The sequence below is a fragment of the Streptomyces sp. NPDC000404 genome, assembly GCF_040300365.1.
GTDB classification, from domain to species: Bacteria; Actinomycetota; Actinomycetes; order Streptomycetales; family Streptomycetaceae; genus Streptomyces; species Streptomyces ramulosus.
Genome location: NZ_JBEPDN010000002.1, coordinates 364,042 through 380,914 on the forward strand (window position 1 = coordinate 364,042; position 16,873 = coordinate 380,914).

Consider the following 16,873-nt stretch of genomic DNA (forward strand, 5'->3'; position numbering starts at 1 on the left):
CCATGGGCTTCACCCCCGAGGAGCTGCAGGCCGCGCGCGGCCGTCATGTCCCCGACGTGACGGCGCCCGGCCTGCGGGTCCTGTTCTGCGGGATCAATCCGTCGCTGATGACGGCGGCGTGCGGGCACCACTTCGCCCGCCCCGGCAACCGCTTCTGGCCGGTGCTGCACGCCGCGGGCTTCACCCCGCGGCTGCTGGCCCCCGCCGAGCAGGGTGAGCTGCCCTCGTTCGGGGTGGGCATCACCAACGTCGTGGCGCGGGCGACCGCCCGGGCCGACGAGCTGAGCGCCGAGGAGTTCCGCGAGGGCGGCCGGCTGCTGGCGGAGAAGGTGGCGCGGCTGCGCCCGCACTGGCTGGCCGTCGCGGGCGTCACCGCGTACCGCACCGCCTTCGGCGACCGCCACGCGGCCATCGGCCCGCAGGAGCGCACCCTGGGCACCACCCGCATCTGGGCGCTGCCCAACCCCAGTGGTCTCAACGCCCGGTGGACGGTGGCGGCGATGGCCGAGGAGTACGGGCGGCTGCGGGCCGCGGCGTTCGGCGAGGAGGCCGCGCCCACCGGCTGAGACGGCTCCCCGCGGCCGGCTTTCGGGGCTCGCCGGGACCGCGCTGACCGGCTACGATCCGCCTCACATCGAGGCGAGGAGACGGACGTTGGGGCGGCTCACCGGCGGGGACCCCTCCCTGTTGCGACGGATCAACTCGGCGGTGGTGCTGCACGCGCTGCGCGCCGCCGACTCCCCCACGCTCACCGACCTCGTCCAGGTGACGGGGCTGTCGCGGCCGACGGTCGAGGGCGTGGTCGAAGGGCTCATCGAGACCGGGCTGGTGGCCGAGGCGGCCGCCGAGGAGGGGGAGGCGCGCCGGCAGGGACGGCCCGCGCGCCGCTTCCGGTTCCGGACCGAGGCCGGGCATCTGCTGGGCATCGAGATCGGCCCGCACCGCGTCTCCGTCCTCCTGTCCGACCTCGCCGGACGCCTCGTCGACTCCACCCAGCGCACGGTCGGCGCACGGGCCGGTGCGGACGAGCGGTTGGAGCGGGTACGCACCGCCGTCGCCGAACTCCTGCGCCGCGCCGGGGTGCCGCGCCGCTCGCTGCGCGCCGTCGGGGTGGGCAGCCCCGGGATCGTGGAGGCGGACGGCACGGTACGGCTGGGCACCGCGCTGCCCGGCTGGACGGGACTGCCGCTGGGCGAACGGCTGCGCCGCTCGTTCCGCTGCCCGGTGCTGGTGGAGAACGACGCCAACGCGGCGGCGGTGGCCGAGCACTGGACCGGCGCGGCGACCGGCAGCGACGACATCGTCTTCGTCCTGGCGGGGCTGAGCCCGGGGGCCGGGGCGCTGATCGGCGGGCGGCTGCACCGCGGGTTCGGCGGCGCCGCCGGGGAGATCGGCGCGCTCCATCTGCTGGGGCGGGAGGCCACGCCGGAGAAGCTGCTGTCGACGACCGGGAAGCCGCTGCATCCGCTCGACGAGGCGCAGGTCGCCGAGGTGTTCGCGCTGGCCCACGAGGGCGACGCCCGGGCGCAGGAGGCGATGGACCGCTTCCTGCAGCGGCTGGTGCACCATGTGGCGGCGCTGGTGTTGGCGCTCGATCCGGAGCTGGTGGTGATCGGCGGCTGGGCGACCGGGCTCGCGGGGGTCCTCGATCCGCTCCGCGACGAGCTGGCCCGCTACTGCCTGCGGCCGCCGCAGGTGGCGCTGTCGGCACTGGGCGAAACGGCGGTCGCCACCGGCGCGCTGCGCCTCGCGCTCGACCATGTGGAGGGCGAACTCTTCGCGGTCGAGGGCGCGGTGACGAGGCGCCGGTAGGGGGCGGCGCTTCCCCGGACACACGGATGCGCCCCTGCCCGGAGCCGGGCAGGGGCGCTGCTGCGTCTCGGCGCTCACGGCCCTGTCGCGATGGGCCGTCACATTCGATCGCCTGGCCTTTTCCCCGTCGGCCGGCGCCGGGAATACGGCGCCGGCCGACGGGCCCGGACGAATCCGGCACCGACCGTTCGGCAATTACCCGCGGAACACCTTCCGGCTTTCCCGGCCGCCCGACGCGAGCGGATCACCGAAATCCCCATCACGCCTCGAAGGAATTCGAACTTCCCTTCCTTCGAAACGGTGACCGGAATTTCATGGCCACTCGTCCGGCATCGAACACCCGGGACGGGGCACGGCTATTCGGTCGACACCGTCATGTTCTTGTCGGTCAGGTTCTTGACCGACAGCGTGACACCGCCGAAGCCGCGCTTGAACTCGTTGCTCCCCTTCTTGACGTCGCTGGTCTCGGTCGGGGAACCCCCCGCCGTCATCTCGAACCGCCCGTCGGCCTCACACTCGACCTTCACCGTGGTCTCCCGACCACCTGCCCAGGTGGGGATACCACCCTTGACCTCATTCGGGGCGAGACCGTAAGGACCAGCCATGATCATTCCCTCCCGTTTTTCTGCAATTGCCTTTCTCGACTGTGTGGGTACCCGGGCCCGCCTTTCCTCATTCACGGCACACGCCCCGTAAAGGGGAATGGCGTGATCTTTGGCTTCACCGACCGCTCGACCAGCGGTTCCATCATTTCAAGCCCCGACCGGGCATACGATATCCCCGGCATCCTTATTTCAAATTCAAGGAAGGAACAAGGGGTTCACATTCCGATTTTTCCATTCCGCGTTCGCGAAAGATTCCGGTCTGCTAAGGGGGCGGAGAGCGGCGGCCGTACGGAGCGGCGGGCCCCAAAACGCCCGGGCCCGTACCGCCGTGCGGCGGTACGGGCCCGGGCGTTGCGCCGTCGGTCAGCCGGCGAGCAGGGAGACCGCTTCGCTCTCGCCGAAGGTGAGGCGGCAGGTGTCGGCGCGGTAGGTGGAGACCGCGACGGCCGCGGGGCGGCCGCCGGAGACGTAGCGGGTGGTGACGACGAGGACGGGCGCGCCGGGCAGCCGGTCGAGCGCCTTGGCGTCCTCGGCGCTGGCCGAGCCCAGCTCGACGGTGCGGTCCTGGCCCTCCAGCGGATGGGCGGCCAGGGCGTCCAGCACCGCGCGGGCCCGGGCCGGGGCGCTGACCGCGGCGACCTCCGCACAGCCGGGGACCACCGCCGCCGGCACGTACAGCAGCTCGGCGGCGACGGGGCGGCCGGCGGTGACGCGGCCCCGGCGGACGACGTGCACGGGCACGCCCGCCGGGGTCTCCAGCAGGCGGGCGACGGGCGACGGGAGGGTGTCGGCGGTGCCGGCGTCGACGGGCTCCCAGTCGTCCCCGGCGGCGCCCGGCCAGGTGTGGCGGGCGGGATCGACGGCGACGCCGACGCGCGGCGGGGCGACGGTGGTGCCGACCCCGCGGCGGCGCTGGAGGCGGCCCTCCAGCTCCAGCTGCTCCAGCGCCTGCCGCAGCGTGGCGCGGGCGACGCCGAACCGGGCCGCCAGGTCACGCTCGTTGGGCAGGATCTCGCCGACGGAGAACTCCGAGTCCAGCGCCTCGCTGAGTACGGTCTTGAGGTGCCAGTACTTCGGCTCCGGCACCGTTTCGAGCTGCGTGGTCCCCACCCTGTCCTCCGCCTCGGCCATGTCCCGCAGGGCCGCGCTCCGCTCCCGCTGTCCTTGGGCGGACCGGTTATGAGCGCTTCTTTATTAAAGGTTGTTGCAGTATCGCCGACGATAGGCCTGGCCCCACCCTTGGTCAAGACCAATGAGCCAGGAGTGGGGGAATCGGCGGATGGGACGCGAGGGCGCTGCCCTGGCGCCCGGCGTACGCCGGGCGCGGAGCGGAGCGAGTCCGGAAAGCGGTCACCCTGCTCCGTGTAGCGGAGCCGTCAAGGTCCCCTCCGGTGGGTGGCCCCGGGTGCGCGGGCTTGCCACCATGTCCCGGTGCGCGGTGGTGGCGGTCGGCCGGAGTTCACCGGGAGTTGGCCGACCGGGCACCGCGACGCTGTACGAACGGGACGTCAGCTCATTTGTGCGACTTCACGGAGGTATCTGATGGCACCGGGATCCGGCGGCGGATTCGGACGGCGGTCGCTGCTGCGCGGCGCCGCGGTGGGCTCCGCCGCGCTGGCGCTGCCCACCCTGTCCTGCGCCGCGCCCGCGCAGGCCCGCAGCGGACGGCCGGCGGCCCGGTGGGGCACCCAGGTCGGCGATGTGACGGCGACGTCGGGGCTGGTGTGGGTGCGCTCCGACCGTCCGGCCCGGATGATCGTCGAGACGGCGGCGACCGAGGCGTTCCGCAACGCCCGGACCTGGACCGGCCCGGTGGTCGGCGCCGGAACGGACTTCACGGGCGTCACCGCGGTGCACGGCCTGCCGCCCGGTCAGCAGGTGCACTACCGGGTGCGGCTCGCCGACCCGGACGACCCGCGGCGCTCCGGGGAGCCGCTGACCGGCACGTTCCGGACCGCTCCGGCGCACCGCCGCGACGGCGTGCGCTTCCTGTGGTCGGGCGATCTGGCCGGGCAGGGCTGGGGCATCAACCCCGACCGGGGCGGCTACCGCATCTACGAGGACATGCGCCGCCGCAACCCGGACTTCTTCCTGTGCAGCGGCGACAACATCTACGCCGACAACCCGATCGAGGCGCGGGTGACCCTGCCCGACGGCCGGATCTGGCGGAATGTGACGACCGAGGAGAAGGCGAAGGTCGCCGAGACCACGGCGGAGTTCCGCGGCGCGTTCCGCTACAACCTCCAGGACCACAACCTGCGGGCGTTCAACGCCCAGGTCCCCACGATCACGCAGTGGGACGACCACGAGGTGCACAACAACTGGTACCCGGGGCAGTTGCTCGACGACGACCGCTACACCGTCAAGGACGCCGATGTGCTGGCCGCGCGGTCGCTGCGGGCGTTCAGCGAGTACTTCCCGATCCGTACGCTGCGGCCCGGACGCGAGGGCCGGGTGTACCGCGTGGTGCGGCACGGCCCGCTGTTGGACGTGTTCGTGCTGGACATGCGGCGCTACCGCAACGCCAACTCGCCCGGGCGGCAGACCGACGACCCGCAGGGCATTCTCGGCGCGGAGCAGCTGCGCTGGCTCAAGCGGGAGCTGTCGCGCTCGCGCGCGGTGTGGAAGGTGATCGCCTCGGACATGCCGCTGGGGCTGGTCGTACCGGACGGCAAGGAGAACTTCGAGGCGGTGGCGCAGGGCGATCCGGGCGCGCCGCTGGGCCGGGAGCTGCAGATCGCGGAGCTGCTGCGGCACATCAAGCACGCGCGGATCACCGGCACGGTGTGGCTGACGACGGATGTCCACTACACCTCGGCGCAGCACTACGCGCCCGAGCGGGCGGCGTTCAAGGACTTCGAGCCGTTCTGGGAGTTCGTGTCGGGGCCGCTGCACGCGGGCGGTTTCCCGGCGGTGAAGCTGGACGGCACGTTCGGCCCGCGGCAGGCGTTCGTCCGGGCGCCGGAGCGCGCCAACACCTCTCCCGCGGAGTCGCCGCAGTACTTCGGTGAGATCGACATCGACGGCGGCAGCGGCGAGCTGACGGTGCGGTTGCGGCGGGACAGCGGTCCGGGCGACGGGCGGGAGGGCGACGAGGTGCTCTTCAGCAAGGTGCTGCAGCCGGGACGGGTAGGACAGTAGAGCCCGATGCCACGCATGCTCCCCTTGACCGCTTCGCCCCTCTTGCGCCTCTTACCGGGTTTTACCCGTCGGACACAAGACGTTGGCGGCCAGGCAACACCGGTCGGCGAGGCTGGCGCCATGACCGACACCACCTCCGACACGTCCGCCCGGCGGGGCCACCGGCGCCGGGACGCCGTCGCCCTGACCGCGGCGGTCTCCGCCGCGGCCACGGCGACCGCCGCCGGGTCCCTGCTCCCCGGCCCGGCGGCGGCGCCGCTGCTCTGCGCCGCCGGGCTCGCCGCCGGCTGGCCGGCCGTCGCCCGGCTGCGCACCCGCTGGTCGCGCCGCCACGATCCGGCGCCGCCGCCGTCCGATACCGGCGCCGCGGCGCCGGCCCCCGCCCCGGGTGCCACGGCGCCCGGGGCGCAGCCGGCGCTGTGGCGGATGCGCACCACCGTCCAGGACTCCCCGGGCAGCCTGGCCGCCCTGTGCACGGCGCTGGCCGCGCACCACGTGGACATCCTCAGCCTGCAGACCCATCCGCTGGCCGCGGGCACGGCCGACGAGTTCCTGCTGCGCGCCCCGGGGGCGCTGACGCCGCAGGAGCTGACCGGTGCGGTGGCCGCCGCGGGCGGCCGGAGCACCTGGCTGGAGCGGGCCGACACCCACGATCTGGTGGACGCCCCGGCCCGGATGCTGGGCCTGGCCACCCGTACCGCGCTGGACTCCGCCGAACTTCCGCTGGCACTGCGGCAGTTGCTGGGCCGGTGCACGATCCGTTCGGTGCCGGCGCGTCCGCTGCGCGGGCGGCCCGCCGAGCCGCTGCCCGCCGAGGGCGTGCTGGAGGAACACGTCATGAAGTTCCGGGACGCCTTCGGGGGTTCCCTGATCGTCGAGAGGCCGCAGTTGCCGTTCACGCCCACCGAGTTCGCGCGGGTGCATGCGCTGGTCGAGCTGGACCGCCGGCTGGGCCGGCGGATGCCGCACCGCCGTGAGGTGCTGACGCTGCCGGAGGGCAACGATCTGACGGTCCGCCGGGCCGGGCCGGACGACCTGGCGGCGGCCGTGGCGATGCACGGCCGCTGCTCGGCGGCGACGCTGACCCGGCGCTACCACGGTCCGGTCGGCGACGCCGACGCCTATCTGCGGCATCTGCTCGGCCCGCACCACGGCCGCACCCTCGCGGTGGAGACCGCGTCCGGCCGTCTGGTGGCGCTCGGGCACCTGCTGTGGGACGGCGACGAGACCGAGGTGGCGCTCCTGGTCGAGGACGCCTGGCAGCAGCGCGGCATCGGCGCCGACCTGCTGCGCCGGCTGGTGGAGATGGCCGGCGAGGCGGGCTGCGAGAGCGTCTACGCGATCACCCAGGCGTCCAACACCGGGATGGTGGCGGCGATGCGGGGCCTGGGCCTGCCGCTCGACTACCAGATCGAGGACGGCACCCTGGTGATCACCACCCGGCCGCAGGGCGAACCGGCGCTGCGCACCACCCGCCCGGCGACCGCCTCCGGCGAGTCCCCGGGCCACGGCTGACGGACCGCCCTCACCCCGCCCCGGCCCGGTCGGGCACCGCGGGCTCCTTCAGGGGGCGCAGGAGGAGTCCGCCGAGGGCCGGGAGGGCGATCAGCGGCAGCAGTGCGGTCTGCAGCGAGGTGGCGTCGGCGACGGCGCCGATCACCGGCGTGGCGAGGCCGCCGACGCTGACGGCCAGCCCCAGCGTCACCCCGCCCGCGGTGCCCACCCGGCCCGGCAGGTAGTCCTGCCCGAGCGTGACGTGCAGGGAGAACGGCACGTACAGCCCGGCCGAGGTCAGTGCCACGCACACGTACAGCGCGGGCCCCGGGACGAGGACGACGCCGGCGACGGCCGGGACGGTCAGCGCGTAGGACCAGCGGACCACCGGGAGGCGGCCGAAGCGCGTGGCGAGGCGGCCGCCGGCGACGGTGCCGACGGCGCCGCCGAGGTAGAGGACGAAGAGCGCGGCGGCCCCCGCGGCGGGCCCTGCCCCGGTGCGCTGGCGCACGTAGAGGGCGAGGAAGGCGCCGAGGCCGACGAAGACGATCGAGCGGCAGACCACGGCGCCGGACAGGCGGGCGAAGGAGGCCCAGTCGTCGCGGGCGGCGGCCCGGGCCGTCCGGGCGGCCCCGGAGGCGGTCGCCGGTGCGGCGAGGGCGCGCAGCGCGACGGCGCAGAGCACGGCGCCGAGGAGCGCGGGCACCGCCAGCAGCGGGGAGGCGCGCAGTCCGCCGGTGGCGACGACGGCGGCGACCAGGAGCGGGGCGGTGGCGAAGCCGAGGTTGCCGCCCAGCGAGAACCAGCCCATCCCGGTGTGGCTGCCCCGGCTCGCGACGCGCGCCACGCGGACGGCCTCGGGGTGGTACGCGGCGACGCCGATGCCGCCGAGCGCGACCGCCGCGAGGGTGAGGGCGTACCCGCCGGTGAGTCCGGCGGCGGCCACCCCCGCACCGGCCAGCAGGGCGCTGACCGGCAGCAGCCAGGGCAGCGGCCGCCGGTCGGTGACCGCGCCGAACAGCGGCTGGACGACGGAGGAGAGCAGCGAGGCGGCCAGCACGATCCCGGAGGCGGCGGCGTAGGTGTAGTGCCGCTCGGCGACGAAGAACGGCACCAGCGCGGCGACCGCGCCCTGGTACACGTCGACGCAGGCGTGGCCGAGCGAGAGGAGGGGCAGCGGGCGCAGGGCGCGCGGGGTGCGGCGGCCGGCCGGCTGCGGGCCGACGGGCGCCGGGCGGGCGGGGGGCGACCATGAGGTCCGTCGTGTCGTCACCCGGCCATCGTCATCGGCCCCCGCGCGGCACGCTTCCGTTAAATTGCCAAGCTATGCCGGAGATCCGCCACACCCCGCAGGCGCCCACCCGGGCCCGGACGCTGGCCCCGGGTGAGCGGATCGCCGCGCACCGCCACGACGACCACCAGATCGTCTACGCGGGCTCCGGTCTGGTGGCCGTGACCACCAACGCCGGGACGTGGTTCGCGCCCGGCAACCGCGCGCTGTGGGTGCCCGCCGGCTGCGTCCACGCCCACCGCGCCCACGGCCGCCTCGCCCTGCACCTGCTCGGGCTGCCCGCCGCGGTCAACCCGCTGGGCCTTCACGCCCCGACGGTCCTCGCGGTCGATCCGCTGCTGCGGGAGCTGATCCTCGCGTACACCCGGGAGGGCGGGGACGACACCCCCGAGCGGCGGCGGCTGCGCGCCGTGCTGCTCGACCGGCTGCGGGCCTCGCCGCAGCAGCCGTTCCGGCTCCCGGCGCCCACCGATCCGCGGCTCGTCGCGGTCTGCGCGCTGCTGCACCGCGATCCGGCGGACGCCCGGACGCTGGCCGCGCTCGGGGCGGCGACCGGCAGCGGCGCCCGCACCCTGAGCCGCCTCTTCCGGCGGGAGTTGGGCATGACGTTCCCGCAGTGGCGGACGCAGCTGCGGCTCTACCACGCGCTGCGGCTGCTGGCCGAGGGCGCGGCGGTGACGACGGTGGCGCACCGCTGCGGCTGGTCCTCCGCGAGCGCATTCATCGATGTCTTCCGCCGCGCGTTCGGCCATACCCCGGGCAGCCATCAGGGTCTTCGCTGAGCCGCGGTCAGGGCCCGGGGGCGCCCGTGCGCAGGCCGTCCATGACGAGGTCCAGCAGCCGGCCGGCGCGGGTCTGCCAGTCGCCGTACGGGTCGAGTTGCCACAGGCCGGCGATGGCGAGGAGGAAGTCGTCGGGGGTGACGCCGGGGCGGATGGTGCCGGCGCGGGTGTTGGCGTCGAGGAGGAGTGCGACGGCGGCGGTGAGCGGGCCGCACCCGACAGCGGCGAGGCTGCCGGGGGCGCTGGCCTTGCGGATCGCCTCGGCCAGCCCCGCCTTGGCCATGGCGTGCCGGGCGAGGTGATCCATCCATGCGCGGAGCGCCGCCTCGGGGGCGCGGGTGCGCAGGAGGTGACCGGCGAGGGCGGCGACCCGGCCGACCTCGTGGCGGTAGACCTCCAGCACCAGGCACTCGCGGCTGGGGAAGTTGCGGTAGAAGGTCGCCTGGCCGACGCCGGCGCGCCGGGCGATGGCGCTGAGCGGGGCGCCGGCGTCGCGGGTGAGTTCGCCGAGCGCGGCGTCGAGGATGCGGGCGCGGTTGCGCCGGGCGTCCGAACGCAGTGCGGGTTCCTGCTCGTTGTGCACCCGTCCTCCTTCCGGAAGGCCCTTGCTGCTCGCACAACCGTCCGCTAGGTTTCCCCGATATGGACAACTGTCCGCTCTGGTCCACCGTAGCGGCTGACGCGGGCGGTGTGGATGGGCAAGTCCGCCGGTGCACAGGTTCTTCACCGCCACCCGACGCCCGTACCCGTCCTTTTCGCCCACACCGATGCCCGTGCCTGCGGCCCGTCCCTCGGGCGGTCCCACCGTCCCGGCCGGGCGGGAGGGCTTGACCTCCGGTCGACCATGCCGTCCTCCGGGCCTGCGGGTCCGGTCGCGGCCGCGCCTCACTCACGCGAAAGAAGGCTGAACCCATGCCCCCATCGACGCCCTCGGAGTCGTCGGCGCCGTCCCCCACGTACAGCGACATCTCCCTGCGCGTCAACGGGGAGACGTACACCCTCCCCGTCGACCACCGCACCACGCTGCTCGACGCGCTGCGCGAGCGGCTGGACCTGACGGGCAGCAAGAAGGGCTGCGACCACGGCCAGTGCGGTGCCTGCACGGTGCTGGTGGACGGGCGGCGGTCGCTGGCGTGTCTGCAGTTCGCGGTGGCCACCCAGGGCCGGGAGGTCACCACCATCGAGGGGGTGGCCGACGGCGACCGGCTCCACCCCGTACAGCAGGCGTTCCTCGATCTCGACGGCTACCAGTGCGGCTACTGCACGCCGGGGCAGATCTGCTCGGCGCTCGGGGTGATCGAGGAGCACGCGGCGGGCTGGCCCAGCGCGGTCACCGCCGACCTGAGCCCACAGGCCGCCGCGGCGCCGCTGGACGCGGACGAGATCCGCGAGCGGATGAGCGGCAACCTCTGCCGCTGCGGTGCGTACGCCTCCATCGTCGAGGCGGTGGCCCGGGCCGCGGCGCCGGACGCGGACGGCTCCGGTGCCGGTGCCCGCGGTACGGAGGTGACGGCATGAGGGAATTCGCCTACGAGCGGGCGGCCGATGTGGCCGGTGCGGTGGCGCTGCTGGGCTCCGGCCCCCAGGCGCGGGCGCTGGGCGGCGGCACCAACCTCGTCGACCTGATGAAGGCCGGGGTGGAGCGGCCGCGGCTCCTCGTCGACGTACGGGAGCTGCCGCTGGACCGGATCGAGGAGGACGCCGGCGGCGGGCTGCGGATCGGTGCGACCGTCACCAACAGCGAGCTGGCCGCCCACCCCGAGGTGCGGCGCCGCTACCCGGCGCTGGCGCAGGCGGTGCTGGCCGGCGCGTCCGGGCAGCTGCGCAACATGGCGACGGTCGGCGGGAACCTCCTCCAGCGCACCCGCTGCGGCTACTTCACCGACACCACCAAGGCGTGCAACCGCCGCTCCCCCGGCAGCGGTTGCCCGGCGATCGAGGGCGAGCACCGCAACGGCGCGATCCTGGGCGCCTCGGAGCACTGCGTGGCGGTGCACCCGTCCGACATGGGCGTGGCGCTGGCCGCCTTCGACGCGGTGGTGGAGTACGAGACGGCGGACGGCCCGGGCACGCTGGCGCTGGACGCGCTGTACCCGCCGGTGGGCGATACCCCGCACCGGGAGACGGCGCTGCCGGACGGCGCGCTGATCACCGGTCTGACGCTGCCCGCCGCGCCGGTGGCGGCGCACTCGCGCTACCGCAAGGTGCGCGAACGCGCCTCGTACGCCTTCGCGATCGGTTCGCTGGCGGCGGCGCTGGACGTCCGGGGCGGCGTGGTGCACGACGTGCGGCTGGCGTTCGGCGCGGTCGCCTCCCGGCCGTGGCGGGCGCGGCGGGCGGAGGAGGCGCTGCGCGGGCAGGCGGCCGGTGCGAAGGCGTTCGCCGCCGCGGCGGACGCGGAGCTGGCCGCGGCGCGGGCGCTGCCCGGCAACGGATACAAGCTGACGTTGATGCGCAATCTCGTCGTGGCCGTCCTCGGCGAGCTGACCGAGGAGGCGGGCCGATGACGGTCGCGACGGGCACCACGGCGGGCAACCGCACGGCAGGCGGCGCGGTGGGCACCGCGCACACCCGGCTGGAGGGCCGGGCGAAGGTCACCGGCGCGGCGCGGTACGCCGGGGAGGTGCCGTTCGCGGAGCTGGCCCACGGGCAGCTGGTGGTCTCGACCGTCGCGCGGGGCCGGATCACGGCGGTGGAGACGGATGCGGTGCTGGCGATGCCCGGGGTCCTAGACGTCCTCCACCACGGCAACGCGCCGCGGCTGAACGGTGATTACGCCGGCATGCTCGGGAAGGCCGACCCGTTGCTCCAGGTCTTCCAGCACGAGCGGGTGCCGCACGTCGGGTGGCCGGTAGCGCTGGTCCTGGCCGAGACGCCGGAGCAGGCGCGCGAGGCCGCCGACGCGCTGGTGGTGCGGTACGCCACCGACCCGCACGACGTGGCGTTCTCCGAGACGCATCCGGCCGCGTACGGCTCCGATGCGGAGACCGGCGGCACGGCGGAGACCGAGCAGGCGCTCGCCTCCTCCGCGGTCGTGGTGGACGCGCGGTACACCACGCCGGAGGAGCACCATCACCCGATGGAGCCCCATGCGGCGATGGCGCGCTGGGACGGCGGGCGGCTGGAGGTGGTGGACACCAACCAGGGCAGCACCTTCGTCGCGGACGAGCTGGCGAAGCTGTTCTCGCTCGACGCGGAGTCGGTGCGGGTGCGGTCGGAGCACGTCGGCGGCGCGTTCGGCGCGAAGGCGACGCGGCCGCACGTGGTGCTCGCCGCGATGGCCGCGACGGTGCTGAACCGGCCGGTACGCGTGGTCCTGACGCGCCGTCAGCTCTTCTCGCTGGTGGGCTACCGCAGCCCGACGGTGCAGCGGGTGCGGCTGGGCGCGGACGCCGACGGGCGGCTGCGGGCCCTGGACCACCAGGCGTACTGCGCCACGTCGTCGTTCCGTGAGTTCATCGAACGCAGCGCGGACTTCGGCCGGGTGATGTACGGGCCGGACGCCTACCGGGCGCAGAACCACGTGGTGCCGCTGGACGTGCCGACGCCCAGCTTCATGCGGGCGCCGGGCGAGGCGCCGGGGTCGTTCGCGCTGGAGTGCGCGGTCGACGAGCTGGCCGAGAAGTGCGGCATCGACCCGATCGAGCTGCGGTCGCGCAACGAGCCCGAGGCAGGGGTGGTCTCCGGGCTGCCGTTCAGCAGCCGGAATCTGCTGGCCTGCTTCGAGGAGGGCGCCCGGCGGTTCGGCTGGGCGGAGCGCGATCCCCGCCCGGGGGTGCGCCGCGAGGGGCGCTGGCTGCTGGGCACCGGGACGGCCGCGGCGCGGTTCCCGTCGGGCGTCGCGCCGTCGACCGCGGCGGTGACGGCGGAGGCGGACGGGACGTTCACGGTCCGGATCACCGCGGCGGACGTCGGGACGGGGGCGCGCACCGCGCTGGCCCTGGTCGCGGCGGACGCGCTGGAGGTGGCGACGGAGCGGGTCCGCATCCGGATCGCGGACAGCGACTTCGGGCCGGCGATGGTGGCCGGCGGTTCGATGGGAACGCGTTCTTGGGCGTGGGCGGTCATCGAGGCGGTGCAGGCACTGCGCGAGAAGCTGGCGCTGGGCGGCACCGTCCCGCCGCAGGGCCTCACCGCCCGGGCGGACACCGGCGCCTCGATCGGCGCGCTGTCGCAGAAGGAACGGCACTCCTTCGGGGCGCAGTTCGCCGAGGTGGCGGTCGATGTCTCCACCGGTGAGGTGCGGGTGCGGCGGATGCTGGGGATGTTCGCCGCCGGCAAGATCGTCAATCCGCTGACGGCGCGCAGTCAGTTCCTCGGCGGGATGATCTGGGGACTGTCGATGGCGCTGCACGAGGAGGCGGTACGGGACGGGGCGACCGGCGGGCACGTCGGTGCGGACCTCGCCGGCTACCACATCGCGGCGCACGCCGACATCCCGCAGCTGGAGGCCGGTTGGGTCGACGACGTGGACGAGGACGACCCGGTCGGCATCAAGGGCATCGGGGAGATCGGCATCGTGGGCTCGGCCGCGGCCGTCGCCAACGCGGTCTGGCACGCCACGGGTGTCCGCCACCGGGATCTGCCGATCCGCCCGGACCGGGTCCTGACGGCGGGATCGGTGGAGCGGCCGGAGGGCGCGGGCGCCTGAGCGGATCGCCGGGCGCCGGGCCCCGGGCGGTGCTGCCCGGGGCCCGGCGCCGTTCCCGGACCGACGCGCCGGGCCCCGGGATTCCTCACCCCCGCCCGGCGGCCTCCCGGGCCACGCCCTCCAGCCGGGCCCGGTGCTCCTTCCACCACGCGCCGTCCTGCGACGGCAGGTTGGTGTTGCCGTCGCGCATCCCGGCGGCGCCGTCGATCAGTTCGCGGACGATGTCCGCATGACCGGCGTGCCGGTGGGCATCGGCGGTCACATGGATCAATACCTGATGCAGCGTCACCTCGGCCCGCTCCTGCGGCCACCACGGCACCCGGCCGGTGGCGTCGAGCGGGAGCGCCGTGATGGTCGCATCGGCGTGCCGCCACGCCCGCCGGTACAGCTCCACCATCTGCTCGCGCGTCTCGTCGGCGGTGGCCCACATGTCGTCGTTGGGATCGGCGCCGTCCGCGAGCCAGGGCATGGGCTCGCCGGACGGGCGGCCGAACGTCTCGCCGAAATAGCCCAGTTCCACGCTGGCGAGGTGCTTGACCAGGCCCAGCAGATTGGTGCCGGTGGGCGTCAGGGGGCGGCGGATGTCGTACTCATCGAGCCCGTCGAGCTTCCAGAGCAGGGCGTCGCGGGCGGCCTGCAGAGAGCGCAGGAGGTCTGCTTTCGGCTTCGATGCGTCCATGCCGGAAAGCATGCCACCCGCCACTGACAACGGCCCCGGAATTCCCTGCCCGCCGGGGCGGTTCAGGAGGCCCGGCAGACGCAGAACGGCTGGCCGGACGGGTCGAGGAGGACGGTCCAGCGGCCCTTGCCGGGCTGGTGGTCGGGGCGGGTGGCGCCGAGGGCGAGCAGCCGTTCCTCGGCCGCGGCGGGGTCCTCGAAGGCGAGGTCGAGGTGGAAGGGGAGTTCGTCCTGCGGCCACTTCGGGGCGCGGAAGGTGCGGGCCGTGCAGAACACCAGGGTGCGGACGCCGTCGCTGATGAGGTGGGCGGCCGGATTGCCGTCCTCGTCGTGGAAGGTGTGGCGGCTCTCCCAGCCGAGGGCCGCGGCGTAGAAGTCGGCGAGGGCCGCGCCGTCGGGGGCCCAGATCCCGGAGCCCAGCAGGGTGCCGGTGGGGGTCGCCGGGGCGGTGGTGGCGGGGGTCGTCTGGGGCATGGTGCGGTCCTTCTCGGTGGCACGGTGGCGCGGGGACCTCGCACGGTGGCGGTGTCCCCGGCGCCCGGACACGTCGAGGATCTCTGCCCTTCAGGACAGTTTCCGTCCGGAATGGCGGTGCGCCCCAGCCCGTTCCGGCCCGTGCCCGCCGGGCGCTACCCCACGTCCCCGTCCCGCAGGCGCCGGTTGTCGAGGACCGCGACGGCGCGGCGGATGCGGGTGGTCTCCGCCGCGTCGACGGCGGCGGTGACGGTGCCCGGCTCCGCGCCGAGGCGGGCGCGGACGGTGCCGTCGGGGGCGACGAGCATGCTGTGGCCGATGCCGGTGGGCGCCTTGGTGGGCTGCTCGGGGTCGGCCGCCGGGTCCGGGGCGGACTGGCCGACGGCGGCGAGCCAGACGGTGGCGTCCAGCGCCCGGGCGCGGACGAGGAGTTCCCACTGATCGCGCTTGCCGGGGCCGGCGCCCCAGGAGGCGGGCAGCACGCTGACGGTGGCCCCGGCGTCCGCGTGGGCCCGGAAGAGTTCGGGGAAGCGCAGGTCGTAGCAGGTGGCGAGGCCGACGCGGACGTCGTCGACGTCGACGGTCACGACCCGGTCCCCGGCGGCGACGGTGTCGGACTCGCGGAAGCCGAAGGCGTCGTAGAGGTGGATCTTGTCGTAGGAGGCGTCCGTCCCGGGGCCGGTGGCCAGCAGGGTGTTGGCGACCCGGCCGCCGGGGGCGGGGGTGAACATGCCGGCGACGACGGTGATCCCGGCTTCCTCGGCGGCGGCGCGCACGCCGTCCGCCCACGGGCCGTCGAGCGGTTCGGCGACCGGGCCGAGCGGTACGCCGAAGCAGCACATGGCCGCCTCGGGCAGGACGGCCAGCCGGGCGCCGTCGTCGGCGGCGCGGCGGACGTGCTCGGTGAGCAGGGCGAGGTTCCGCCGCGGGTCGTCGGTCGACGTCAGCTGGCAGAGGGCGATACGCATGGGGCTCCGTTTCCTCGGGTCGGGTGCGGCGCGTCGGGGGCGGCGGGCGGGCCCGCAGCAGCATGGTGCCTCGCCGGGGCGGCGGACCGCAGCCCGGTCCCGGCCGGATGCGGCGCCCGGCTGTCCTGATGCCGCCCTACGTACGCCCCGGCGGCGCGCCGCCCCCGGAGCCCGTCACCACCCCATGTGCGCGGCGATCTCCTCCACGCACTCCCGCAGCCGCGGCAGCTGGGCGTGGAGTTCGTCCGCCGAGGTCAGTGCGGTGACCGCGCCCAGCGAGATCGCCAGCCGCGGCGCGCCCGACCGGGCCGGGACCGCCATGGCGATCGAGCGGACGCCGACCTCGCCCTCCTCGTCGACCTCCGCCCAGCCCCGGGCCCGCACCCGCGCCAGCTCCGCGCGGACCGCCTCGGGGTCGGTCACCGTACGGGCGGTCACCGCGGGCAGTTCCTTCGCCAGCAGGGCGTCGACGGTGTCCGCGGGTTGGCCGCAGACCAGCGCCTTGCCGAGCGAGGTGGCGTGCCAGGCGTTGCGGGTGCCCTCGGCGCTGCGGAGCTGGAGGTGCTGGGTGCCCTGCACCGCGAGGACCAGCAGGACGTCGCCGTCGTACAGGATGCCGGCGATGGCGGGCAGTCCGGTGGCGGCGGCGAGGGTCCGCATGGGGGCGGCGGCCTCGGAGTAGCCGGCCGGTGAGCGGTGGAAGCCGCGCGAGAGTTCCAGGACGCGGACGCCCGGGGCGTAGCGGCGGGCGCGTTCGTCGTAGGAGGCGAACCGCTCGGCCACCAGGCGGCCCAGGATGCGGTGGGCGCTGCTGACGGGGAGGCCCGCCATCCGGGCCGCCGCGCTGACCCCGAGGCCTGTGGGGTGGTCGGCGAGGACGGAGAGCAGGCGCAGCCCCCGGCTGAGCTGGTCGTCGCCGGATGTGGTGGTCATGGTGCGTCTCCTGTGTGCCGCGCCGGTGGCCCGGCCGTTCCTGG

The 16,873-nt window shown here is 75.0% G+C and carries 16 protein-coding genes; 8 read left to right on the forward strand and 8 right to left on the reverse strand.

From position 1 onward, the window contains the following. Positions 1-2 precede the first annotated feature (2 nt). Complete coding sequence (mug, locus tag ABT345_RS04705) at positions 3-566, forward strand: G/U mismatch-specific DNA glycosylase (RefSeq protein ID WP_345081893.1); 564 nt, start codon at positions 3-5, stop codon at positions 564-566. Between the two features lie 88 nt (positions 567-654). Next, positions 655-1,812 (forward strand): ROK family transcriptional regulator, encoded by a 1,158-nt coding sequence (locus ABT345_RS04710; RefSeq protein ID WP_345081896.1) that lies wholly within the window; start codon positions 655-657, stop codon positions 1,810-1,812. Positions 1,813-2,168: 356 nt separating this feature from the next. Here ABT345_RS04710 and ABT345_RS04715 read toward each other — a convergent pair whose 3' ends face one another. Together ABT345_RS04715 and ABT345_RS04720 are read right to left on the reverse strand one after the other, a co-directional pair. Then, a complete protein-coding gene (locus ABT345_RS04715) occupies positions 2,169-2,417 on the reverse strand; it encodes a hypothetical protein (RefSeq protein ID WP_345081899.1) in 249 nt (82 codons plus the stop codon). A 363-nt stretch (positions 2,418-2,780) separates the two neighbouring features. Beyond that, positions 2,781-3,527: a GntR family transcriptional regulator gene (locus ABT345_RS04720; RefSeq protein ID WP_345081902.1), complete on the reverse strand. Its 747-nt coding sequence runs from the start codon at positions 3,525-3,527 to the stop codon at positions 2,781-2,783. Positions 3,528-3,959: 432 nt separating this feature from the next. On the opposite strand from ABT345_RS04720, the gene ABT345_RS04725 reads away from it, so the two are divergent. Further along, a complete protein-coding gene (locus ABT345_RS04725) occupies positions 3,960-5,558 on the forward strand; it encodes an alkaline phosphatase D family protein (RefSeq protein WP_345081906.1) in 1,599 nt (532 codons plus the stop codon). A 120-nt stretch (positions 5,559-5,678) separates the two neighbouring features. Continuing rightward, on the forward strand, positions 5,679-7,073 hold the full coding sequence (locus ABT345_RS04730; RefSeq protein WP_345081908.1) for a GNAT family N-acetyltransferase: 1,395 nt from the start codon (positions 5,679-5,681) through the stop codon (positions 7,071-7,073). Between the two features lie 10 nt (positions 7,074-7,083). On the opposite strand, the gene ABT345_RS04735 is transcribed toward ABT345_RS04730, so the two are convergent. Further along, entirely contained in the window at positions 7,084-8,229 is a 1,146-nt protein-coding gene (locus ABT345_RS04735) for an MFS transporter (protein WP_345082532.1), read from the reverse strand. 149 nt (positions 8,230-8,378) lie between these two features. Between ABT345_RS04735 and ABT345_RS04740 the strand changes: the two genes are divergently transcribed. After that, on the forward strand, positions 8,379-9,125 hold the full coding sequence (locus tag ABT345_RS04740) for an AraC family transcriptional regulator (protein WP_345081911.1): 747 nt from the start codon (positions 8,379-8,381) through the stop codon (positions 9,123-9,125). A 7-nt stretch (positions 9,126-9,132) separates the two neighbouring features. Here ABT345_RS04740 and ABT345_RS04745 read toward each other — a convergent pair whose 3' ends face one another. Next, positions 9,133-9,708, reverse strand: a complete 576-nt coding sequence (locus ABT345_RS04745; RefSeq protein ID WP_345081914.1) for a TetR/AcrR family transcriptional regulator — start codon at positions 9,706-9,708, stop codon at positions 9,133-9,135. Between the two features lie 329 nt (positions 9,709-10,037). Between ABT345_RS04745 and ABT345_RS04750 the strand changes: the two genes are divergently transcribed. The 3 genes from ABT345_RS04750 to ABT345_RS04760 are packed head-to-tail and all read left to right on the forward strand — an operon-like array spanning position 10,038 to position 13,776. Then, on the forward strand, positions 10,038-10,643 hold the full coding sequence (locus tag ABT345_RS04750; protein ID WP_345081917.1) for a 2Fe-2S iron-sulfur cluster-binding protein: 606 nt from the start codon (positions 10,038-10,040) through the stop codon (positions 10,641-10,643). After that, positions 10,640-11,632 (forward strand): FAD binding domain-containing protein, encoded by a 993-nt coding sequence (locus ABT345_RS04755; protein ID WP_345081920.1) that lies wholly within the window; start codon positions 10,640-10,642, stop codon positions 11,630-11,632. The genes ABT345_RS04750 and ABT345_RS04755 overlap by 4 nt, the downstream gene beginning before the upstream one ends. Then, positions 11,629-13,776: a xanthine dehydrogenase family protein molybdopterin-binding subunit gene (locus tag ABT345_RS04760; RefSeq protein WP_345081923.1), complete on the forward strand. Its 2,148-nt coding sequence runs from the start codon at positions 11,629-11,631 to the stop codon at positions 13,774-13,776. Before ABT345_RS04755 ends, ABT345_RS04760 begins: the two co-directional genes overlap by 4 nt. Positions 13,777-13,861: 85 nt before the next feature. On the opposite strand, the gene ABT345_RS04765 is transcribed toward ABT345_RS04760, so the two are convergent. The 4 genes from ABT345_RS04765 to ABT345_RS04780 all read right to left on the reverse strand — a co-directional run bounded on the left by ABT345_RS04765 (position 13,862) and on the right by ABT345_RS04780 (position 16,829). Continuing rightward, the gene (locus ABT345_RS04765; protein ID WP_345081926.1) at positions 13,862-14,455 is read right to left on the reverse strand and encodes a DinB family protein; all 594 of its coding nucleotides are present in this window, start codon (positions 14,453-14,455) and stop codon (positions 13,862-13,864) included. 62 nt (positions 14,456-14,517) lie between these two features. Next, positions 14,518-14,928: a VOC family protein gene (locus ABT345_RS04770; RefSeq protein ID WP_345081929.1), complete on the reverse strand. Its 411-nt coding sequence runs from the start codon at positions 14,926-14,928 to the stop codon at positions 14,518-14,520. A gap of 155 nt (positions 14,929-15,083) precedes the next feature. Continuing rightward, the gene (locus ABT345_RS04775; RefSeq protein WP_345081932.1) at positions 15,084-15,896 is read right to left on the reverse strand and encodes a carbon-nitrogen hydrolase family protein; all 813 of its coding nucleotides are present in this window, start codon (positions 15,894-15,896) and stop codon (positions 15,084-15,086) included. Between the two features lie 174 nt (positions 15,897-16,070). Then, positions 16,071-16,829, reverse strand: coding sequence for an IclR family transcriptional regulator (locus ABT345_RS04780; protein ID WP_345081935.1), 759 nt, complete (start codon positions 16,827-16,829; stop codon positions 16,071-16,073). Positions 16,830-16,873: the final 44 nt, after the last annotated feature.